The sequence below is a fragment of the Chloracidobacterium sp. genome, from assembly GCA_016711345.1.
GTDB lineage: Bacteria > Acidobacteriota > Blastocatellia > Pyrinomonadales > Pyrinomonadaceae > OLB17.
Map to the genome: position 1 here is coordinate 2307891 of JADJTD010000001.1, position 23968 is coordinate 2331858.

Here is a 23968-nt window from a genome sequence, read left to right on the forward strand (position 1 = left end):
TTCATTTTATGCTAAAACGTGTATTTGTAATATTTAGCCTGTTTTCCTGATTTTGAAAAAAAACGGTGGGACAGTGGGACAGTGGGACACTTGGGACACGGGACAGACTCAGTCACGTCAGCTGAGATACCCCTCAGAATAAGCCGTGCGAAGTTTTGACCTTTGTTTCATCGGCGTTTCGTGGTAAAAATAGAGTTTATCCTTAAAACTACGGCTCTTGCGTTTTGGAGTTATTTAATGAAGAAGTATTTGGTCAGTTTCGCATTGTTGTCGGCTTTTGCCGCGTTTTTGACGCTCGGGTTTCATTCGTCTGCACAGGATGTATTTAGTGTTCAGGACGATCAGCAGGCGGAAGCTACCGATCGTGTTGCGGCATCCACGACGCTCGTGCTGAGCCAGGTTTCGGGCGGAAATGGTTATTACAATAATGACTGGGTCGAGATCAAGAATGTTTCGGCCTCGCCGCAGTCACTCAACGGCCTTACTTTGCTTTATGGTTCGGCGACTGGTAATTTTGGCGGCGGTTCGTTTGCGTTGCCAAATGCGACGCTCGTTCCGGGACAATATTATCTTGTTCAGCTAAACAGTGCGGCTCCCGGTACAACTCCTCTGCCTGTAACGCCGGATGCTTCTACTACGAACATCAGCATGTCGGGAACGAGCGGCAAGGTTGGTATCGTAGCCGCCGGAGGCATTCCGGGCTCAGCCTGTGGAGCCACGGCTACGCCCTGCACACCAACACAGTTGGAAGCCTTCATTGATTGGGTCGCTTGGGGTGCAGCAGGCAATGGCACCGCCAATAGTGGCGAGGGCGGCAACCCGTCGGTTAATAATGGCGTTGCGATCACTGCTACTCAAGGTATGGCCAGGAAAACTGATGGCTGTACTGATACTGACAACAACAACCTGGATTTTGACCTCTATAATAATCCTCCCGTATTCCCGATACCGTCACCACGCAATACATCAACCGCTCCGGCTCCATGCGGCGGAGGCAGCGGTGAGCTTCAGGGCATTGGCAGCGCGAGCCCAAGTTTGCTTCTGCCGGGAGCAACGACCTTGTTAAGAGTGACAGTTGTGCCTGCTTCCTCGCCGCCAAGCACAGGCATCACCGTTCGCACCGACCTGACATCTCTCGGCGGTTCGGCCACGCAGTCGTTCTTTGACAACGGCACAAACGGCGATACGACAGCAGGTGACAATGTATTTTCGTATTCGATGCAGATTCCGGTGGGCACTGCCAGCGGAAGCCGCACTTTGCCGGTCAACATTGCCGATGCGGAACTGCGAACAGCTACGACATCCATTAGCCTAACAGTAACCACAACGACTCCTCACACGGCATCCGAGCATCAGGTCCTTGGCAATCCATCGGATGCACAGACCGAGCCGATCGGATATCCGAATGACTACTTGATGGAAAAGAATCAGTATGTGTTGTCATACAGCCGCGACCGCGGTACACCTAACTGGGTCGCATGGCATTTGGATTCGTCGTGGTTAGGAAATGTGGAAAGGCAGGACGATTATCGGGAAGATACTACACTTCCAAATCTGGCAGGATGGTATCGCGTACAGGGAAGCGATTACACCGGAAGCCCGCAAGGTGAAGGTTTTGACAGAGGGCATATGTGTCCGTCCGGAGATAGGGTCAATACCATCGCTGACAACTCGGCAACATTCCTGATGACGAACATGATCCCGCAGGCGCCGGTCAATAATCAGCTCGTCTGGGCCGACCTCGAAGATTACTGCCGCGGTTTAGTTGACGCTGGAAATGAGCTTTATATTTTTACAGGCGGTGCAGGTGTTGGCGGTACAGGGTTACAAGGCCTTAGAAATACGATAGTCGGCGGTCGTGTTACAGTACCGGCACAGGTGTGGAAGGTGATCGTTGTTTTGCCGGTCGGTTCAGATGATGCGCAGCGTGTAAACAACTTTACACGCGTTATCAGCGTCTTAATGCCAAACTCCCAGAGCGTGAGCAGGCCTTGGACGCAGTATCGTACTAATGTCGGTAAGATCGAACAGGTCACAGGTCTTAATTTTCTTTCAAAGGTCCGTCCGCAGATTCGGGTGCGTCTAAAGAAGCGTGTGGATAAGCAGTAACAAAACTATGAGTATTAGTCCCGATGCCTTAATTCGATGCGTAGGCCCGCATGTAAGTATGGGCGGAAAATTTAACATTGTGTGGTCCGCCCTTACTAACGTGCGGGTTTATGCATTAGCGTTAGCGATTTTCTCATTGAGCTTTGCCGCGTCGGCGCAGCAGTTTACTTCAATCGCTGCCATTCAGGGCGAGAAGGCGCGCTCGGCGATGGAAAATCAGCAGGTCACTACGCGCGGCATCGTGACGGCTCGGAGCCGCAACGGTTTTTTTATACAAACGCCTGATGACAAAATTGACGGCAATCCTGCGACATCGGAAGGCATTTTTATCTTTCTCGGCCAGAACGGTTCGTTCACTGGCGCTATTGGCGATCTTGTCGAGGTCTCAGGAACTGTCGAAGAATATCTGCCGCGTCAGGAAAGGTTTGGATATACACGAACCGACATTGGTAAGACGACAATTAAAATAATTTCATCTAAGAATCCGCTGCCCGCGCCGATAACTCTTACCTCAAACGACCTTGTGCCGAATAAGTTGGACATTTTAGAACGCTACGAAGGAATGCGCGTTAAGGTCGATACGCTTGTCGTCGTCGCTCCGACAGGCGGGAAAGTGGCAGACGAGAGGACCGATTGGAAGATGACCTCGGACGGCGTTTTTTATGGCGTACTGCCAAACGTGAAAAGGCCGATGCGCGAAGCGGGCGTAGATTATTTTACCCATAGAGGCAACAATCTCCCGTTAACTGTTCCCCTTTTTGATACGAATCCTGAGATGCTCCGCGTAGACAGCGTCTTCCAAAGCGGTTCGAAAATAATCGAAGTTACAGCCGGAGCAACCGTCAAAGATCTGACAGGAGTTATCGAATATATTTCCGGACGCTACACGCTTGCGGTCGATGCGACGAACACGCCGGTTATCGAAGGAAACAGGACATTTACAAAAGTGTCGTCCGCAGGTGAACGCGAAATAACTGTTGCGGCGTTCAATGTCGAAAATTTATTTGATGACGAAAAGAATTCCTCAAACGTCCGTGACGAAGCGGTGGCACCGAAAGAAGTGTTTCAAAAGAAGCTGGCGAAAACCTCGCTTGCGATCCGAAACGTTCTGTCGATGCCCGATCTTATCGGAGTCGGCGAAGTCGAAAACCTGACATCGCTTAAGAAACTCGCGGTAAGGATCAACGCCGACGCCGTTGCCGACGGCAAGCCCGATCCAAAATACGAAGCGTATCTCGAGGAAGGCAACGACCCGCGAGGCATTGACAATGGGTTTTTGGTCAAATCCACGAGGCTTAAAGTCCTCGAAACGAAGCTACTTGCAAAAGACGTACAGCTTGATTTCGACGGCCGCAGCAATCTCAGTCTGTTCGATAGGCCGCCGTTCCTGATCCGCTTACAGGCCATTGATGCGAAATCAGCAACTCTGCTGGAGATAACGGCCATCGCTAATCATTTCAAATCCTACGGCGGTATCGACAGCGAAAAAGACGGGCCGCGCACACGCCAAAAACGTAAGCAGGAAGCCGAATGGCTAGCGAATTTTGTCGTCGAAAGGCAGAAAGCAAATCCCGAAGAAATGCTGGTCGTGTGCGGTGACTTTAACGCCTATCTTGCTAATGACGGTTACAATGATCTGATCGGTACACTTAAAGGCAAGCCCGATCAGACTGTTTTGGTGCCGTCAAAAACGTTTGCTACGGGACTCTATAACCTTGCCGACTTTATGGGCGATCCGGCGAACAAATACAGTTATGTGTATGAAGGATCTGCACAGGTGCTCGATCATATTTTGATAAACAAGAAGCTGCTGAAAATGAACGAAGGGCGGCTAAAATTCGGCTACGCCCGGCTCAATGCGGATTTTCCGGTTTCTTACTCAGCCGACGCTACAAGGCCGGAGCGTGTGTCCGACCACGACGCTCCTGTGGCATTCTTCAACCTCGATCCACCTGCGCCGAAAGTGCCGCCGATGGCGTCGGAAGCTCCGACGAAACCAACGCCGAATTCGACAACTGAGCAAACGCCCAAAGAGAATTCTGGTGAAATGAACTCCGGCATGCTTTATGGGCCGAACCTTTCCTATCTGCTGTCCGCGCCCAACGGATGGGTTATGGATAACCAAAGTGGTGTAGGTCAGGGGCTCCATGCGGTTTTTTATCCAAAAGGCTCCTCTTGGAGCAAAGGCGTGACGGTCATGTATACAAATGTCATGAAAAAGAGTGACAAGCAGACCGTTGACGACGTTATCAAAAATGATATCGACAATTTTAAGCGCAACTCACCGATACTCAAGGTTGATGATGCCAAAACGATTGATCTGGGCAAAGGCAAGACCGCAATCATCAAATACTTTTCCAATGATTCCCATGGGAATTATGAAGCATTGGCCTACATTGATGAGGCGAAGTCTGTTGTGCTGATCGTCTTGACGGCAAAAAACAAAAACGAATTTGATTCCTCGTTAGGAGCGTTTCAGGAATTAGTTGGTAGTTACTTTTTTGTGACGGATCAGGTCACGATACAAAAGTAGCTCTTGACGCAGCCGGGACCAGTTACACCTTTTCAAGTATGACTTGAGCGACAGCGTGTTCGGCGGTGTGTGAGATCGAGAGATGCACAGCGTTGGCGCGGTGTTTTTCCATTAGTTTTTTTGCCTCGCCTGTGATGTTAAATAGGGGAACGCCTTTCGGGCCGGAAACCACCTCGATGTCCTTCCAGGTGACCTTGCCTCGCCAGCCTGTTTTCAATGCTTTGAGAAAAGCTTCTTTTGCGGCAAAGCGTCCGGCGTACGATTGCCACGCGGCTTCGCCCTTGCCTTCGCAGTAAGCACGTTCGCTCTTAGTGAAAACGCGGTCGAGAAATCGCGGAGTTCTGGCGATAGTATCACGTATGCGATAGACTTCAACGATATCGATGCCGATAGAAACGATCATAAACAATGAGTCGCGAGTCTTTAGTCGCGAGTCGCAAGGGTCAGAACCACCTGCGGTAGCGGGTGGTTTACCATTAGTGCCCGATGAATTAATTCTAACCGATGCGGGCTTTTTTTGGCGCGAAAAAGATGGTGTAAAGATTCTTGTCTGTCGTGAACTCGAGTCAGCCGGTTTTATCAATGGCTTTTCCACGCGGCTTGGCGGCGTTTCTGAGTTTCCGCACGGCGACCTTAATCTCGCGGGTTTTGATGAAGACTCAGCAGAAAATATTTACGAAAATCGGAGACGCTTTCTAGATGTATTCGGCAGAGATCTGAGCCTCGCGACCGTGTGGCAGGTGCATGGCGATGCGATCAAAACTGCGGCTTCGATTGACGATGTTCGCAGCTCAGAGACCAAAGCGGACGCTATTGTTTCAAATCTCGAAAATGTTTTGGCGGGTGTGAAAACTGCGGATTGTGTTCCTGTTCTGATCGGTGATCCGAAAACGGGTGCGTTTGCAGCAGTCCATGCAGGCTGGCGCGGAACCGTTCAATCAATTGTTGCGAAAGCTGTTAAGCAACTAACGAAAACTTACGGAGCAGATCCGGCTGATATGATCTGCGCGATCGGCCCGGCAGCTTGTGGACGAAATTACGAGATCGGAAAAGACGTGATCGACGCTTTTTCTGAGAAGTTTGCCGAGAGCAAAAAGTACTTTTCACCGACACGCGAAGGCCACGCTCTGGTCGATCTTCACCTCGCAAACCGTGATCAATTGATCGATTGCGGCGTTGCTGTTGAGAATATTTTAACCGCTCCTTTCTGCACGATAGAGCAGCCCAATCTGTTCTTTTCCTATCGTCTCGAAAAACAAAAGTTCGGAAAAACCGGAAGGCTGCTATCTGTCATTGGTAAAAACTAGAAGCTAGCGGCCAGGATAATATCCTAGCTACTAGCCGCTAGCTTTCAGCTACGGGCCTATGTTACTGACTTCGTGCTGTCAGCGTGATCTCTTTGGATTTCGGCGGGTAGCAAACCTCGTTGGTACACGCTTGGTATTTTACAGACACGCTTACGCGTAGAGTTTTCGCCGTGTAGTTTGCCGGTACGGTGATGTTAAATCCAAACGCCGTCCGGCCTTCGTAAACGTTGATCGTTTCAGACGAAAATTCAAACTTGCGATTTTGGCCACGCGGATAGCTTACCGCTCCGACGCGAACGCCTTTCGCCGTGGCTCGAACCGTCGTCGGAATAGCGTATTCATTGCCGGGATAGCGCGAGTTTGCATGAAGCCCGCCGGGCAAACTCAAAACGACCGTCGCACGAACACTTTTACCGGGCGTGAAAGTGGCGTTGCCGATCGAGCCTGTTACGGTCTGTGCATTTGCTGTGAACGATCCCACCGCAAAAAATATTGCCGAAAACAAAACTAACTTATAACTATGTTTCATATTATTTCAAATGTTGTGTGTTTCGCCCTTACTAACGTGCGGGCTTTTGCATCTATTTTACGCGAAAGCTGTCAAAAAAGGTTTCGATCCATTGGTCGTTAGCAGATTCTTTTAGGGCAGCAATTTCAAGTTTATAGACGTTTCCGTTTTTCTCTGCGAGTTTATATGACACACCCGTTTCGACGCCATCGTTATTTTTATGTGACTCAATATGACGGTAACGGTGTTCGTCAATTATCTCGGTTCCGTGGTCCACCGAATCGTCAGTTTGCAACAGCTCGGTAACGACATTTTCCAATGTGCTGTTTTTGATCTTAGTGATAGTCGCCGTGCCGATACGAAAGTTGTCATTCACTTTGCTCAATTCTTTTGAGTACGCCTCAAAGATATATTTCGGATCGCCGTTTAGATTATGCAAAAAGCCCTCAGGCTTTTGGATGCTGAATTCGTCGGTTTCGATGGTCTCGGGATCAAACGCAGCCGCCGCATTTTTTTTAATGCGTGTCGACGCCCACACCATAAAAGCGACCAGCAGCAATCCTGGGATTAACAATTCCATATTAGTTTTCGTTCATTGCGGCAAGCTGCCCGCAAGCAGCGTAAATGTCCCGCCCGCGCGGTGTGCGGACGTATGCAGAGACGCCGCGTGATTCTAAAATAGTTTTGAAACGCACGACACGTTCGGGCGTTGATGTATTGTAATCGAGCTGTTCGGCGCCGTTGTGCGGGATCAAGTTTATCTTCACTCGCGAAAGTTGATAACGGTCGAGCAATCGAGCCAGTTCAGCGGCGTCTGTGTCCGCATCGTTGACGCCGCCGAGCATTACGTATTCAAATGTAAACCGCTCGCCGCGTTTTAGGCTACCTTCAAATTCTTTTGCCGCTGTCATCAGTTCGTCGAGATCCCATCGTTTGTTGATCGGCATCAGCTTATTGCGAAGCTCGTCCTTTGCCGACGACAAAGAAATAGCAAGATGCGGACGGTCGTCGAGCTTTGCGAGATCGTAAATGCGCGGTACGATGCCGGCGGTCGAGACGGTCACGCGGTTCGGCACGATGAAAAGTCCGTCCTCGTCCGACATCATTCGCAGCGACGCGATCAGGTTGTCAAAATTCAGGAATGGTTCGCCCGCACCCATCCCTACTAGATTTGTGCCGTGCGGCGTTTCGCTTCCGATTCCGTAAACGTCATTCAAAACAATAATGATCTGCTCGATGATCTCGCCGACGGTCAGATTTCTTAACAGGCCGAGTTTTGCAGTTAGGCAGAAATCGCATTTTAGCGGGCAGCCCGATTGTGATGAAAAGCAGATCGTGTCGCGTTTTTCGCTTGGAATGTAAACCGTCTCGACCGGAAAACCGTCGTGCGTTTTCATCAAGTAGCGCCGTGTGCCGTCCGTCGAAACATATTTTGACTCGACTGTCAGACGTGAGATGTCTGCGGTCTCTTCCAGTTTTGCCCTTAGCTTTTTTGGCAAGTCGGTGATCTCGTCAAACGTCGTCAACCGCCGCTCATGCAGAGCCTTAAAAACCTGCGTCGCGGTACTTCGGCTCGCCAAATGACGCCGCGAGTTCCTCGAGCTCAGTCCTCGATAAACTCAAAAGATGAAGCTTTTCGCTCATAAAGTACATTTTAACGTAATTCGGACGCGATAAGTAATAACGCCGCATCGTTACTTATGGCAAGGTAATAACGATTGACCATAGTCGCGATCTAAGGCATCATTAAAGCGATCATTCTGAATAATAAGGAGCTAATAACCGGATTATGAAAAGCCTGTGTATGGTATTTTTGGTTGCGATGTGTTTTTGCGCGAGCATATCCGCGCAGACAACGGCGTTTACATTTCAAGGCAGTCTGCAATCGAGCGGCTCGCCGGCAAACGGTAATTACGATTTTGAATTTAAGCTGTTTGATCTGGTGAGTGCAGGGGCGCAGCAAGGCAGCACACTTCAACGGTTGAACGTCGCGGTCGCGAACGGCATATTTACAGTTTCGCTTGATTTCGGTGCGGGAACATTGTCGGGAACTGATAGATTTCTCGATATTGCGGTGCGCACGTCTGGCCTTGGAGTGTTCACGGTACTTAGTCCGCGTCAAAAGGTAAATTCGGCCCCTTACTCTGTGCGAAGTTTAAATTCGGCGACGGCGACAAATGCCACACAGCTTGGCGGAGTAGCAGCAAATCAATATGTCGTCACGACCGATCCGCGAATGACAGACGCCCGCGATCCGCTGCCCGGAAGCAATAGTTATATTCGCAACTCCGGAGCGCAGCAGCAAGCCGGAGCTAGTTTCTGGATAAGCGGATCGGGAAATTTCGGCGGCGCCGGCAACTTTGACAGCGGCCTCAGTGTGGGCGGCAATTTTATCGTCGGCGGTAATACGACTCTCACCGGCAACCTTACGGTCAACGGAACGCTGACAGGCAACCTGCCATCCGGCGATGCGGACTACATTCAAAACCGTACGACACAACAGACGGGAACAAATTTCAATATCGGCGGAAACGGCACCGTCAGCGGAACGCTCACTGCCGGAACCGTTCAGGCGTCGAACGTCAACGGCAATATCATCACCGGGACGATTGTCAATTCGGGCGTTTATCGCATTGGTGACCAGAATGTGTTGACCAATTTCGGCACACAGAACATCGCTGTTGGCATCAACTCAGGTGCAGCCGGTGCCGATAACTCCTTTTTTGGCTTTAACGCCGGAAATGGTATTCAGGCGGGTGGCACCGACAACTCGTTCTTTGGTTCTGACGCGGGCGGAATAAATACGACCGGTTCCGAGAACTCGTTCTTTGGAAGCGATACAGGCGATTCAAATACTACGGGATTTAACAATTCGTTTTTTGGCCGTAATGCGGGTGCGGGCAATTCCACCGGAAACAGCAATGCATTTTTTGGCCATAGCGCAGGCCTGGGAAACACAACCGCGAGTAACAATTCATTCTTTGGAACAAACGCGGGATTTGGCACGACGACCGGCGGCAACAATTCATTTTTCGGGCGTTCAGCCGGCAGCAGCAACACTACCGGATTTAGCAACTCCTTTTTTGGGTATCAGGCAGGTTTCAATACTGCGGGCGGCGGCAATAACGCATTTTTTGGTGCCACGGCCGGCGATGCGAACACTTCAGGCCAGCAGAATACGTTCATCGGCAGTAACGCAGGCGGAGCTACGACGACCGGCGACACGAACACATTTATCGGACGCTCGGCAGGATCAGCGAACACTACCGGAAGCAATAACACGATAATCGGCGCAAATGCGAATGTCCCTAATGGAGACCTGAGTTACGTAACCGTCATTGGTGCGGGCGTCACCGCATCGGCACAAAGCAACTCAATATACATTGGGCGGGATACTGATTCGGTATATGTTCGAGGTGGTGTTAGTATCGATGGCGGCCTTTTGGTAGGCTATGGAACCGGATTGGGCAATCTATTCGTTAACGACTACGCTGCCTTTAATAATGATGTACGCATCGAAGGAGATCTGGTTGTGGCCGGCACGATCACCGAGGAAAGGCCGGACGGTACGCGACGGGTTTTGCGCGACAGAGGATCTGAACGTGGTATCGCTGACGCTGCCGACAGCATTAATGTGTATAGCGGCAAAATCGTCACTGACGCCGATGGTCTTGCGGTCGTAACATTGCCGAACGAGGCAAGTGTTATTGGTAGAGATTTCAGATACCAGCTCACGGTTATGGGCGTATTTGCTCAGGCTATAATTGCTGAGGAGATCGAAGCAAACAAGTTTAAGATACGCACAGATAAACCGAATGTAAAAGTTTCCTGGCAAGTGACCGGGGTAAAAAAGAAAAACTAACTGATTTCAGGGGTTGCTCAAAACTACAGAAAGGACATGACAACAAAAATATTAGCGATATTACTCACTTTTTTTTCGGCGGTGACGGTTTTTGGGCAGGCGAAAGAAGCTTACCCTGCTGATGTTGGGTCGCTTGATTCGATAATGAAGGCTGTGTATGCGTCGATTTCTGGCGATGCGGGGCAGCAGCGTGACTGGGACAGGTTGCGGTCGCTGTTTTACAAAGGAGCTCGATTGATACCGACGGGAAAAAATCCGAAGACAGGCGTCGCCGGTGCAAATGTTTTTACGGTGGAAGAATACATCGCGCAGGCCGAGCCATATTTTATGAAGGAAGGGTTTTACGAAACGGAAAAGGCTCGCCGCGTCGAAATGTATGGCCATATTGCGCACGTTTTCTCAACCTACGAATCGCGTCACGCGCCAAGCGAAAAAACTCCATTCATGCGCGGCATAAACAGCTTTCAACTGCTCAACGACGGCAAGCGCTGGTGGGTCATGACGATCTACTGGAAACACGAAACGCCCGAAACGCCAATACCGAAGAAGTATTTAAAATCAGTCAAATAGAATCTGATCGACGGTTCTTGGCGAACACATTTTCTTATGGCCGAATACACATTTAAAGCTGATCTCACGTTAGATCTGCCCATCGACGAAGTGTTTGCGTTCTTCGCCGACGCTGAAAATCTTGAACGCATCACGCCCGCCGAGCTTGGGTTTCACATCTTGACGCCGACCCCTTTTGAAATAAGACAAGGCACTCTGATCGATTACAAACTGACGCTGCACGGATTTCCGATGAAGTGGCGGACCGAGATCACGCGGTGGGAACCGCCGCACCTTTTTGAAGACACGCAGCTTTCCGGCCCTTACAAACAGTGGATACACCAACACCGCTTCACCGAGATCGAAATTAGAAAAACGCTGATGCAAGACGAAGTGCGTTACCGTCTGCCATTTGAGCCGCTAGGCGACATCGCAAATTTTCTCATCTCGCGCCAAGTCGCGAATATTTTCGAACATCGAAACAAGGCTGTCGCGGAGTTTCTTTTGCCTCATAAATAACTGATTGACCGCGCCGAGAATCTAAGGCATCATTTAACCAACAATTTTTCTAATAACAAGGAGATTTGACCCGAATATGAAAAATCTATGCTTGGTGTTTTTTTTTGGTGTTTTTTTGTGTGCGAACTCTTCGGCGCAGACGACGTCGTTTACTTATCAGGGCAGTATGCAAACTAGCGGAAGTCCTGCTAATGGCAATTTTGATTTTGAATTTAAGCTGTTTGATATTGCGACCGCAGGCGTGCAGCAAGGCAGTACTATCCAAAGGCTGAACGTCGCGGTAGCGAATGGCATTTTTACAGTCACGCTTGATTTTGGTGCGGGGACTTTGCCCGGAGCGAATCGATTTTTAGATATCGCGGTTCGCACGGCAGGCGGCGGAGCGTTCACTGCATTAACGCCGAGACAACAGGTAAACTCTGCTCCATACTCAGTGCGAAGTTTGAATGCAACGACCGCTGATAGTGTAGCGGCAGCCGGAATTCCCTCTGGAAGCACAAACTACATACAAAACTCGCCCGCATTGCAACCAGCGAGCGCTTTCAATATAAGCGGAGTCGGCTCGGCTAATGTTTTCAGGGCCGAATCTCACTTTCAGTTAGGATCCAGCCCGGTATTATCAGTAAACAGCGCAATTAATGGCACGTATTTAGGTGTCGGAGCAGGCACAGCGATCCCAAGCGGCGCAGACAATTCTTTCTTTGGCCGTTCAGCCGGTAACTCTAACAGCAGCGGAGCCAGAAACTCGTTTTTCGGTTCCTTCGCCGGAGCCGTAAACACAACTGGTTCAAACAACTCGTTCTTTGGGTCAAACTCTGGTATCGCTAATACGTCAGGTAGCGGCAATTCTTTTTTTGGTAGGAATTCTGGATTCGCAAACTCGACTGGCAGTAGCAACACTTTTTTTGGTGACCTTTCCGGCAGTTCAAATACGACAGCCGGCTCCAACTCATTCTTTGGGAAGAGTGCCGGGGCTGCAAACACTACTGGGATTAACAATTCGTTCTTTGGTGAGTCCACCGGAACTCTAAATACAACTGCGAATAACAACTCGTTTTTTGGCAAGTCAGCCGGTGATGCGAATACGACCGGTGCAAGTAACGCATTTTTCGGAACTTTTTCCGGTACTGAAAACACCACCGGTTCGAGTAACGCGTTTTTCGGATCTGGATCAGGTAGTGCAAACACTGCCGGCTTAAATAATTCATTCTTTGGATACGAAGCCGGCAACTCGAACACTACGGCCAACGGGAATGCCTTTTTTGGCTTTCAGTCGGGCTTTTCAAATACGACGGCAGCGGCAAATTCTTTTTTTGGAAACGCCTCGGGACAAGCAACCACGACTGGCAGCGGCAATTCGTTTTTCGGACATACTTCCGGTGCGGCGAACACGACCGGCACCAGCAATTCATTTTTCGGTGCGAATTCGGGTGACGCAAACACGACTGGCGCACTAAATTCATTTTTCGGAACGTCTGCGGGCGGATCAAACATTGACGGTGCGGAAAACTCATTTTTTGGATCGTCTGCCGGGGGCGCAAATACAACCGGCGACAGCAATTCAATATTTGGCAGATTTGCAGGATTTGGCAATACCACCGGTAGTAACAACACCTTTGTCGGTAAAAGTGCAGGAACCATTAATGTCGGCGGAAACAATAACACTGTTCTGGGTCAAGCTGCTGATTTCGGCACTGCAAATCTTGATTTCGCAACAGCAATCGGAGCGGGAGCGATCGTTGGAGCAAGTAATCGTGTCCAGCTTGGGCGCGATACGCTTGATACGGTTCGCATCGGTACACTCGGAGCCGCCTCGGCAACCAACCTTTGCATTTCGGCAAACAATGTCCTGACTGCCTGCACATCGAGTGGTCGTTATAAGAATAATATTCAGTCACTCGGCGGCAGTTTGGATCTGGTTCAACGTCTGCGGCCGGTGACATTTGACTGGAACGACCGCAACGAACACGACCTCGGCCTGATCGCCGAAGAGGTCGCTGCGGCTGATCCGCTGCTTGTCACTCGCGACCGTAACGGCGAAATACAAGGCGTCAAATACGACCAGATCTCAGTCATAGCGGTCAATGCTATCAAAGATCAGCAAGCACAGATCGAAGCACAGCAAAAAGAGATTCTTGAACTCAAAAAGATCGTTTGCTCGATCAAACCTGATGCCGAAGTTTGCCGCAGCATGGTTACTGCAAAATAGTACTTATCATCCTCAGTCAATAACTGCTATGCCGCCTTTCGGGGCGGCTTTTTTATTGACTTTAGAACGACATCGGAAAGATGTGTATCTTTAGCACACGACTGTGGTATAAAATAGAATTCAGCTACGACCTATTAATATCCTCGAAAGGAGAGAAAAAAAGATGGCAAAGTTAATGACTTTCGCGCTGTTGTTTTTTGGCCTGTTCCTCTGCTCTTCGCTGCATTTGCGCGCTCAGACGACGGCGTTTACTTATCAGGGCAGTTTGAGGGACGGAACGAGTCTTGCAAACGGCAATTATGATTTTGAATTCAGGCTGTATGACGCAGTGACTGCCGGGGCTCAGCAGGGCGTTGTGCAGCAACGTTCAAACGTTGCGGTTGTGGTTGGAGTATTCACGGTATCACTTGATTTCGGCGCGGGAGCATTTAAGGGTGCAAATCGCTATCTCGAAATTAGCGTTAGGCTCGCGGGCCAGCCGACTTTTACGATTCTCGGGCCAAGACAGCTTGTAACCAGCTCGCCGTATTCGGTCAAAAGTCTTAACACGGACAATGACCTTAACGTTTTTGTCGGAAGCGGAGCTGGAGGCGCCAATACGACCGGAGGTGACAATACTTTTTTGGGGGCCACCGCCGGCAATGCCAACACGACGGGTGACGAGAATACCTATGTCGGACGACTCGCCGGGAACAACTCTAATGCGGCAGGTGCCAGGAACACGCTGCTCGGCTACCTTGCAAATTTCGGCGTCGGAACGATCAACAACGCAACAGCAATTGGCAACCGCGCCCAAGTCACTCAATCAAATTCGCTTGTGCTCGGCGGCATCAACGGCATCAACGGAGCAACGCAGGATACAAATGTCGGTATCGGCATTACCGCACCAACCGGGCGGTTGCACGTCGTAGGCAACAGTGTGCTGACTGGCGACGTCAGCCTCGCTAATACTAACGCGGGGCAAGTCGTGACGATCGGGGCCGCCGAGGTAACCCAGAATTCGCACAAGGTTGGCATTTTCAGCACTACCGCTTTCAACGTCGTTCTTCGGGACAATAGCGCTGATATTGAAGGATTTCTCGGAATCAATGCTAACGGACTGATTCTTGGCTCGGCTACAAATCACCCATTTCAGATCCGCACGAACGGCACTAACCGGATAAACATCGAGGCCACGGGTGAAGTAGGCATAGGCGTGGTCAACCCTTCATCGACGCTTGATGTCAACGGCACGATCGAAGTGGCTACTCTTGGAGTTGCCGGAGCGACCGCGCTTTGCCGCAATGCTTCTAATCAAATATCGACCTGTTCATCCAGCATGCGTTACAAAACGAATGTCGGCGGATTTAGCAAAGGATTTTCGTTTGTTGACAAGCTGCGACCTATAACTTTTAACTGGAAAGACGGCGGGATGGAAGACGTTGGCTTTGGTGCCGAAGATGTCGCGAAGATCGATCCACGATTTGTGACTTTCAATGATAAGGGGGAGGTCGAAGGCGTGAAGTATGACCGCTTTAGTGTTGTATTTGTAAATGCATTGAATGAGCAACAGACTCAGATGGAAAAGCAACAATTGTTGATAGAGAAGCAGCAGGCTTTGATCGAGCAACTCGAAAAACGGCTTGAACAGCTTGAGAGAAAGTAGGCTCGATAGCCTCATTGCCAAATACCCGAACGCGGCAGAAGTTATTAAATAGCTTGCTTTGAAACATAAGTAGCGTTAGTATGAAAGTGAAATTTGGCAATTGGCATTTTTGAGATCTGACCTTTTTTACTGGAGGTAAAATTAGATGGTAAACGGCTTGATAGCTGTCGTATCTCTTTTAGTGGCTGGGTTCTGTTTCTATAGGTTTCAGAGCATGCGTGACGAGGGAACGATGTATCTGGTGGGTGGAGCTGTTTTTGCGCTTTTGACGGTTGTCTTTGGGGCAATGTTCTTATCAGGACGCGTCAACAAATCAGAGGACATTCACATCACTGAATAACGTAGTGCACGATATACAACATTAGTACTTAACGGCCGGAATGTGAGCCGTTGTAGTATCTGTTTATAAAATTGGCGATTGGAAATTTTTCCAACCGCCTTTTCTATTGAGTTCACGAATTGTGAAATTTCCGAATAGTTGCGGTATAATGTTGACTTAAATGTAATGATTAGAAATCACCACATTTTCTGAGAGTTAACACTAATGCCAAAGATCGCAGACATACAGGAAACGCCGAATCCGAACGCGGTGAAGTTTATTTTGAAGGAGCCGGTTTCGCACGGGACTTCGCACTCGTTTAAAACATCAGAAGATGGTGCCAACGATCCGTTGGCCAAGTCGTTGTTCGACATTGGCGAGGTCGTGTCTGTGTTTTACATGGACAAGATGCTTACGGTCGAAAAGACGGACCAAGCTGAATGGGACGATCTGCTGCCGACGCTTGCGGTGCCGATCCGTGCAGCGGAAGCTGTGAAGTCGAGCAATGGAAACGGAACTAAAGCAGCGGCCGCTGCGGTTGGCGGCGCTATAGCAGCTGCAGCAAGCGATGACCCGAAACTTGTGCAGATCAACGAGCTGCTCGATGAGCGAATTAGGCCTTATCTCGCCAGCGACGGAGGCTGGCTTGAGATCCTCGAATTAGAAGACAGCACGCTCAAGATACGTTACGAAGGTGCATGTGGAAGCTGCCCAAGTTCGCTTACCGGAACGCTCATGGCGATCGAAAATATGATCAAGGAAGAGATCGATCCTGACATCACAGTCGTTGCTGTCTAGGCCGGTTAAAGCTTGTTTAAAGATTTTGTTGACAACAGCGGTTGAGATTCGTCATAATCAGAAAGACGGCAATTGTCTGGATTGCCCGCCTTACCCACAGTATCTGCTTTCTTATCAGATCTGCAGTCCGCACAAATCCGCACAATAACCGTTTTTTCCAAAATGGAGGAGAACCATAGTGAACAGTGAAGAACTCGAATTAAGTCTGAGAACCGAATTCGAGAATTATCTAAAGAATTTTCGCGCCGACATGCGCGAGCAGGCCAACGAACTTCGCAAGCAATTTGAGGCTGAGGCTGAAAAGCACAGATCGCAGCTTAACGAGGCTTTTGAGGCGTATGCAGCGCGTTTTGATTCAGAGCATGCATTTGACGAAGGTTTCAAGGCTTCGGTTGTCGAGCATCTTCGTCAGGCACGCGACGAAGGAGCCGCTCTTACTGCCAACGCGATGGACCAGGCGCAGGCCATGGAAAACGCGACCCCTGCACCTGCCGACTACAAAGCCATACGCGATGCGATCGACGATATCAGCCAGCATCGATCACAGGCTGCGATCCTGAAATCGCTTGTTGAACATGCGTCCAACTTCGCACCGCGTGGAGCGTTCTTTATTATTAAGAACGAACAGCTCGTCGGCTGGAATGTGTTTGGTGCCGATTCGAGTGCCGACGCAGCGGTCAAAGATATCAAGTTTCCTATCTCGTCCAATTCGCTCCTTGGCACAGCGGTAAATTCGCTGACTACGGCCGATGGTGCATTTGGAACTCACGAGGATAATCCGTTATTTCTCGATCCGCTTCATTTTGGACAGCCTGACCGGATGCACGCGATACCGTTGGTCGCTCGCGGACGCGGCGTTGCCGTTCTGTATGCCGACTACGGTGCTAGCGGAGTTAATGTGAACGTCGAGGCTCTGGAAGCGATCGTTAGGATCGCCGGGTTGACGGTTGAGCTGTTGGCTTCGTCGCAGACGGCCAAAGCGGAAAATCGCCAAGTAGCCGAAGCCAATTTTGAAGATGTTCGCACAGAAGAAGCTCAGCCAGCGGTCCAAGCCCAGCCTGTAGTTCACGAAGAAGTTCAACATGTAGAAGCACCCGCCGAAGTACATGAACCGGCACCGGTTGAAGCTCACGAAACGGACTTTAGCTTTTCGGAAAGCGTTCCGGCGGAGGCTGTGCAAGAAGTCGAATCGCCATTCAGCTCTCCCGTAGAAGCTGAGATAGTTTCCGAGGTCGAGGAAGTCACGTCATTTGAACCGGTTGCAGAACCTGAGCAGGAAGGCGAGGTTATTTTTGACGCGGGCGAATCGCTTGGTGCTGAGATTCACGAGCCTTCACCGTTTGATTCGACCGTCGATTTCGAGCCTGCCGGCGTTGGAATTGGCGTCTTGAAAAAAGGCGACAAAGCTGTCGAAGTTTCGCCGGCAAATGTTGGCCGCGTTCATGCAAAGAGTGAGCGCAACGTCGATCTGCCGATCGAGGTTTCCGACGAAGAGCGTCGTCCGCACAATGATGCACGCCGATTTGCACGGCTTCTCGTTTCCGAGATCAAACTCTACAACGAGCAGCGTGTGACCGAGGGCCGACAGGCAGGCGATCTCTATGTGCGGCTTCGCGAAGCGATCGACCGTTCACGCGAGATGTACGACAAGCGTGTTCAACCGCCGGTTGCCGAGAAGTTCGACTATTTCCACTACGAACTGGTCAACTCGCTCGCCGACGGCAACGCCGACCAAATGGGCAACGGTTATCCCGGAGCGTCGGTTTAACTGATACCAACTAGTTAAGAATACAGAAAGGCTGTCCGATAAGGGCGGCCTTTTTTTGCTGCGTTAAACAACCCGCTATCGCAAGTGTTTCTGACCATCTCAAGTGTCCCACTGTCCCAGTGTTTTTTCACGCAAAACGCCGTTCCAATCGTTCCAGAGCGTTCCACATCCATGTGGAACGCTGTAAACGTTGTAAACAGTGAGGTTGTCGCCGTTTTTCACTCGCGTTCCACGATTATTGGAAAAAAAGTTTTTCGTCCAAATTGTTACGAATAGCAAAGTTCTTTAACACCTTAAACTCTGTAAACATTGCGCTTATACGACCGCTTTGGCCGTGTTTCTACAATTTAGCAGAAGTGCCATTTGTCCGACAGATTATGACAAACTGCGCGGTTTGTGGCACAGACTGTCACAGCTTCCGCTAGCGTTTAACTGATTTTCAAATAGCAAAGACCATCAAAATAAACAAAGATCCCGAATCAACCCAGCGCATTTCTAGGTAAAATCACTGTTTAATCAAATATCCCGATCCGCTCATAAATACAGATCACAGCAGATTGTACGAAAAATTGCACAAGATGTTCGATTTATTGTCTATGCAACAATGCCTGCTCTGCAAATAGCCGTCAATAATTGACAATTGACCGAAACGGAACAATACTTCTTGGCAAAGCTGTAAAAAATCGAATCTCGTCCTTTCGGAGGTATTGTATGTCGCGACTCAACCACTTTTCCCAAAGAGGCTTTCGGCTTTCCTACTCCATTGCGTTGATCATTGGATTTGCGTTTGTCGTATTTGCGGCAAATGTGAACGCCGCAACATTTGTGGTAAATACTACTGCTGATACGCAGGATGCGGCACCGGGCAACGGAACATGCGCGGATGCCAATGGAGCATGCTCAATGAGAGCGGCAATTACGGAGGCCAATGCTCTTGCGGGTGCGGATGTTATAACACTCGGCGCCGTAACATATACGATATCGCTGACGGCAGCTAACGAGGATCTGAATGCAGGCGGCGACTTCGATATTACCTCGCCTTTGACGATCAACGGGGCCGGAGCCGCGACGGTCGTTCAGGCTAACGCTGTACCGAACACCGCGACTGAGCGAGTGTTTCACATTTCAGGCACGGGAGCGACCTCAGTCACGCTAAACGCCATGACGATCCAGAACGGAAAGGCTCTGGACGCGACGGACGGCGGACGCGGCGGCGGTATCAAGGCCGATGGCGGAACTGCATTCACCTCGCAGCTTATAACGCTCACCAACTGTTTTGTGAAGGATAACTTTGCGGACACGCGCGGCGCCGGAATTACGATCAACAAATTTAACTCGATCATCACGAACTGTACATTTACGGGTAACGTGGCCGGAAGCGCGTTTGGTACCGGCGGTGCCGGTGGAGCTATTTTGATCGACTCTCAGGACAACGTTGCTGTTCCGACGATGACATCTCTCATCACCAACACCGTAATGACGAACAACAAGGCAGAATCGTCAGTAGCGAACACGTTTGGCGGTGCTGTTATTGTTCGAGCGGTGGATGCAACAGTAACGTTTGAGGGTTGTACGATCAACAACAATATTTCGAACGCTATCACTGCTGCGTCATTCACTGGATTCGCCGGCGGCCTCTATAACCAACAGGCAAAAATGATCGTCAGGAACTCCTCGGTCAGCGGGAACACCTCTAGCCACTTTCATGCCGGTATCCGAAATCTTGCTTCGACTCAGGCTGCAGCGACACTCGATATCATTGACAGTACGATCAGCAACAATACCTCAGCCGCAGCCACAGGACAGGGCGGCGGTATTACAAACATCCTTGGCGGAATCTTTGATGCGATTGTGAATGTTGACCACTCGACGATCAGCGGCAACACTCTGACAGGTGCGACAAGCATCGGCGGCGGCCTGATCAACACGGGCAGTGCGGGCGGAGCTGCATTGCTGACAGTTACAAATTCGACGGTTTCGGGAAACAGTGCGGCTGACATCGGCGGAATTTACTCGGACGGATCGGCGGCAACCTGTATCATCGATTTCTCGACCGTAGCAAATAATCACGCTACTAACACACAAGGCGGCGGTATCTTCCAGGACACGACAGCTGGCGGATCGACGTTTGTTTCGAACACGATCTCGGCTGACAACACAGCTAACGCAGACGTTGATATCAACGAACTGCCTGTTTCGCTGGATTACAACCACTTCGAAAGTCCAAACCCGGCATTCGTAGGTGCAACGAACGACGTCCTTACAGGCGATCCGCATCTGGCGCCGTTGGGAAACTACGGTGGCTTAACGCAGACGCACGTCACGTTTAGTTTCTCCAGCCCTATTGTCAATAAGATCCCAACCGGAACAAACGGCTGTGGAAGCCCGATCAATGACGACCAGCGTCATTGGCCACGCCCACTCTTAGGCAGCTGTGATAAAGGGTCCGCAGAAAACACTTTTGAAGGCACTCCGACCTCAACTAACACATCAACACCGACGCAGACGCCAACAGCGTCACCAACGCCGACAAATACGAGGACATCTACGGCAACAACCACGCCGACAGCAACATTTACTGCCACCGGAACAAGAACATCGACAAACACGCCAAGCAATACTCCGACCGCAAGTCCGACACCCGCTCTGGGCTTTGTCGTGAACACGACATCTGACACGCAGGATGCTACTCCAGGTAACGGAACATGTGCGGATTCGAATGGAGCATGTTCATTAAGAGCTGCCATCACCGAGGCAAATGCACTTGCCGGTCCCGATATTATTACGCTTCCTGCGGTAACGTATACGATAACCCTGGTTGCAACAGATGAAGATGCGAATGCCGGCGGCGACTTTGATATCACATCGCCGATCACGATCAACGGTGCAGGAGCTACGACGACGATCGTACAAGGAGCACCGGATCCGTTCGGTGCTGCCGAGCGAGTCTTTCACGTTAGCGGGGCAGGCGCCACCCAAGTTACGATCCGCGGTATAACCGTCCGGAACGGCGACGCCGTTTCGATTAACACTGACGGTGGGCGCGGCGGCGGTATCAAGGTCGATGGCGGATCTAGCTTTGCCGGGAATAATTTTACGCTGGCCGACTCTATTATCACCAACAACTGGGCAGCTACCCGTGGCGGCGGTCTCAGCATAAACAAATACAACTCAACGATCACGGGCTGTACTTTCTCCGCGAATCTAGCAGGAAACCTTACGCAAGGAACGAGCGCCGCCGGTGGCGCCATATTGATTGATTCGCAAGACAACGTGTCGGTGCCGACAATGACCTCTGTAATTAGCGACACTATAATTTCCGACAACAAGGCACAAGGATCGATCTCCAATACGTTCGGTGGTGGAGTGATTGTTCGCGCGATGGACGCAACCGTCACCTTCGACCGCTGCCTTATTTCAGGCAACCTCTCTCAGGCGGATAATGCGTCGTTCAGCGGTTTCGCAGGCGGCCTCTACAACCAACAGGCTCACATGATCGTCAAGAATACTACGGTAAGTGGAAATACCTCCAGCCATTTTCATCCCGGTATCCGAAATCTTGCGTCAACAGCAGCGGCAGCTACTCTCGATGTCATTAACAGCACGATAAGCAACAACACATCATCATCCGACACTGCACAGGGCGGCGGTGTTACAAATATTCTCGGATCGACGTTTGACGCGACGGTGAACATCGACCACTCGACGATCAGCGGAAACACGCTGTCAGGAGCGACAAGTATCGGCGGGGGCCTTATCAACACAGGCAGTGCGGGCGGAGTGGCCTTGATGACAGTTACGAACTCGACGGTTTCGGGAAACAGTGCGGCTGACATCGGCGGAATTTACTCAGACGGATCGGCGGCAACCTGCATCATCGATTTCTCGACCGTAGCAAACAATAGTGCTACAAACACTGTACCGCCTGCACAAGGCGGCGGTATTTTCCAGGACACGACAGCGGGCGGATCGACGTTTGTTTCGAACACGATCTCGGCGGACAACATGGCTAACGCAGATGTTGATATTAACGAACTGCCTGTTTCGCTGGATTACAATCACTTCGAAGCACCGAATGCGGCTTTCGTAGGAGCATCTCATGATGTGCTTACAGGCGATCCGGGCTTGGGTGCATTGGCAAACAACGGCGGCCAAACGCAGACACATTCGATCTCTTTTGGAAGTTCCGCTCTTGATCGAATTCCGAACGGAACGAACGGCTGCGGTAGTCCGGTTAATGACGACCAGCGTCATTCTCCTCGGCCATTTGCGGGTTCCTGCGACAAAGGAGCGTTTGAGTTCCTTTTTGGCGACACTCCGACGGCAACAAACACTCCGACGGCCAGTCCGTCGCCGACAAACACTAGAACTGCGACTGCCACTAGAACTTCCACCGCTACTGCTACCCCAACGCCGGTTGAAGTATCTCTTGCGCGCCTCCACGCTCCGGCAGGCGCTGTCACGGTTCCGATTACGGTCAGCAATATCTCAGGGCTTGGGATCATATCCTACGACTTTCAGGTCAGCTTTGACCCCAATTGTCTCCAGCCCGCTTCACCCGCATTCGATCAGACGGGAACGCTGAGCAGTACGATGACCATAACGGCAAACACAAACAATCCTGGACATCTTATTGTTTCAGGATTCCAGGCAAAAAATTTGACCGGTGCCGGAACGCTGATCAATCTGAAATTCAACTTTGCCCCGATTGGCACTCTCGGGACCTCTTTGATCTTTCAGGATTACACTGATCCCGGTAATATCTTCCACCCTGGCTTCCAATTCAACGAAGGATCGCCGCCGGTCGTGACAATAGAAGGGTATATTCTCCTGCCGCCGACACCGACGACGACGGCTTCCTCAACGCCGTCACCTGCTTTGACAGCGACTCCTACCGCGACAGGAACCCCGCCTGGTGGGCCAACGCCAACGATCACAGCAACGGCAACGCCTACCGCGACCGGTACTCCGCGCAGGACTGCGTTTGATTACGACGGCGATGGCAAGTCGGACTTTTCTGTTTTCAGGCCGGCGGGGCCTTTCGGATCAGAGTGGTATTTTCAGTTGTCGCAAGACGGATTTGTTGGGTTTCCGTTCGGAGTTTCATCTGACAAGATCGTTCCGGCTGATTACAACGGTGATGGCATGACTGACGTCGTGGTTTTACGCACGTTTGCCTCTACTATCTATTGGTATGGTCCGATAGGCCCAGGTTCCGGCTACTTCGGGCTGCCCGGAGACCTTCCTACGCCGGCGGATTACGACGGTATCGGCAGGGCGCAACTTTCGGTGTTCAGGCCATCGACAGGAGTTTGGTGGCGGCGCGCGGCAAACGGCGTAACGTATGGCGTACAGTTCGGCGGCAGCACTTCCAAGCCGACAATAGGGGATTTTGACGGTGACGGAAAAGCCGATATTGCGGTGTTTAGTGATGGATATTGGGCCAGAATAAACAGTTCGACTGGTTCCACATATCAGGAGCAATTCGGAAATTCAAGCGACGTTGCGGTTCCGGCGGATTATGATGGAGACGGAAAGGCCGATCTGGCAGTATTTCGGGTTCCAACCGGCACCTGGTACATACGCCTCGCTGGCGGCGGATATACGACCATGCGTTGGGGACTCTCAACAGACATTCCCGCGCCGGGCGATTATGACGGGGATGGAAAGACCGATATCTGTGTCTTCAGGCCGTCCGATGGAAATTGGTACTGGCGGAACAGCTCGGACGGTTCGTATCGCGGGTTCCACTTTGGAATGAATGGCGACCAACCGACGCAGGCGGCGTTTAGGTATTAGGCTTTTACGTTCACGACAGTAGGAGCGAAACATTCGAGATCGA

At 50.7% G+C, this 23968-nt stretch carries 16 protein-coding genes; 12 read left to right on the forward strand and 4 right to left on the reverse strand.

Going from position 1 to position 23968, the window contains the following annotated elements; all coding sequences use genetic code 11:
* Window positions 1-237: 237 nt before the first annotated feature.
* Window positions 238-2109, forward strand: a complete 1872-nt coding sequence (locus IPL32_09545) for a DNA/RNA non-specific endonuclease (GenBank protein MBK8466064.1) — start codon at window positions 238-240, stop codon at window positions 2107-2109.
* Window positions 2110-2116: 7 nt separating this feature from the next.
* Window positions 2117-4642, forward strand: a complete 2526-nt coding sequence (locus tag IPL32_09550) for a hypothetical protein (protein MBK8466065.1) — start codon at window positions 2117-2119, stop codon at window positions 4640-4642.
* 22 nt (window positions 4643-4664) lie between these two features.
* On the opposite strand, the gene acpS is transcribed toward IPL32_09550, so the two are convergent.
* Window positions 4665-5045 (reverse strand): holo-ACP synthase, encoded by a 381-nt coding sequence (acpS, locus tag IPL32_09555; GenBank protein MBK8466066.1) that lies wholly within the window; start codon window positions 5043-5045, stop codon window positions 4665-4667.
* On the opposite strand from acpS, the gene pgeF reads away from it, so the two are divergent.
* Window positions 5026-5949 carry a peptidoglycan editing factor PgeF gene (gene pgeF, locus IPL32_09560; GenBank protein ID MBK8466067.1) on the forward strand — a complete coding sequence of 308 codons (924 nt, stop codon included), beginning with the start codon at window positions 5026-5028 and terminating at the stop codon, window positions 5947-5949. The genes acpS and pgeF overlap by 20 nt on opposite strands.
* 61 nt (window positions 5950-6010) lie before the next feature.
* Here pgeF and IPL32_09565 read toward each other — a convergent pair whose 3' ends face one another.
* The 3 genes from IPL32_09565 to rlmN are packed head-to-tail and all read right to left on the reverse strand — an operon-like array spanning window position 6011 to window position 8037.
* Window positions 6011-6478 carry a hypothetical protein gene (locus IPL32_09565; GenBank protein MBK8466068.1) on the reverse strand — a complete coding sequence of 156 codons (468 nt, stop codon included), beginning with the start codon at window positions 6476-6478 and terminating at the stop codon, window positions 6011-6013.
* Between the two features lie 52 nt (window positions 6479-6530).
* Window positions 6531-7037, reverse strand: a complete 507-nt coding sequence (locus IPL32_09570) for a hypothetical protein (GenBank protein ID MBK8466069.1) — start codon at window positions 7035-7037, stop codon at window positions 6531-6533.
* A gap of 1 nt (window position 7038) precedes the next feature.
* A complete protein-coding gene (rlmN, locus tag IPL32_09575; protein MBK8466070.1) occupies window positions 7039-8037 on the reverse strand; it encodes a 23S rRNA (adenine(2503)-C(2))-methyltransferase RlmN in 999 nt (332 codons plus the stop codon).
* 209 nt (window positions 8038-8246) lie between these two features.
* Between rlmN and IPL32_09580 the strand changes: the two genes are divergently transcribed.
* From IPL32_09580 to IPL32_09620, 9 genes are all read left to right on the forward strand, one after another.
* Window positions 8247-10319, forward strand: a complete 2073-nt coding sequence (locus tag IPL32_09580) for a hypothetical protein (protein MBK8466071.1) — start codon at window positions 8247-8249, stop codon at window positions 10317-10319.
* 36 nt (window positions 10320-10355) lie between these two features.
* The gene (locus IPL32_09585; protein MBK8466072.1) at window positions 10356-10889 is read left to right on the forward strand and encodes a hypothetical protein; all 534 of its coding nucleotides are present in this window, start codon (window positions 10356-10358) and stop codon (window positions 10887-10889) included.
* Window positions 10890-10925: 36 nt separating this feature from the next.
* Window positions 10926-11387, forward strand: a complete 462-nt coding sequence (locus IPL32_09590) for an SRPBCC family protein (GenBank protein MBK8466073.1) — start codon at window positions 10926-10928, stop codon at window positions 11385-11387.
* 76 nt (window positions 11388-11463) lie between these two features.
* Entirely contained in the window at window positions 11464-13596 is a 2133-nt protein-coding gene (locus IPL32_09595; protein ID MBK8466074.1) for a tail fiber domain-containing protein, read from the forward strand.
* 163 nt (window positions 13597-13759) lie between these two features.
* On the forward strand, window positions 13760-15241 hold the full coding sequence (locus IPL32_09600) for a tail fiber domain-containing protein (GenBank protein ID MBK8466075.1): 1482 nt from the start codon (window positions 13760-13762) through the stop codon (window positions 15239-15241).
* Between the two features lie 145 nt (window positions 15242-15386).
* Complete coding sequence (locus IPL32_09605) at window positions 15387-15581, forward strand: hypothetical protein (protein ID MBK8466076.1); 195 nt, start codon at window positions 15387-15389, stop codon at window positions 15579-15581.
* Window positions 15582-15785: 204 nt separating this feature from the next.
* Window positions 15786-16358 carry a NifU family protein gene (locus IPL32_09610; GenBank protein MBK8466077.1) on the forward strand — a complete coding sequence of 191 codons (573 nt, stop codon included), beginning with the start codon at window positions 15786-15788 and terminating at the stop codon, window positions 16356-16358.
* A gap of 178 nt (window positions 16359-16536) precedes the next feature.
* A complete protein-coding gene (locus tag IPL32_09615) occupies window positions 16537-18126 on the forward strand; it encodes a hypothetical protein (protein ID MBK8466078.1) in 1590 nt (529 codons plus the stop codon).
* A 711-nt stretch (window positions 18127-18837) separates the two neighbouring features.
* Complete coding sequence (locus tag IPL32_09620; protein MBK8466079.1) at window positions 18838-23925, forward strand: CSLREA domain-containing protein; 5088 nt, start codon at window positions 18838-18840, stop codon at window positions 23923-23925.
* Window positions 23926-23968: the final 43 nt, after the last annotated feature.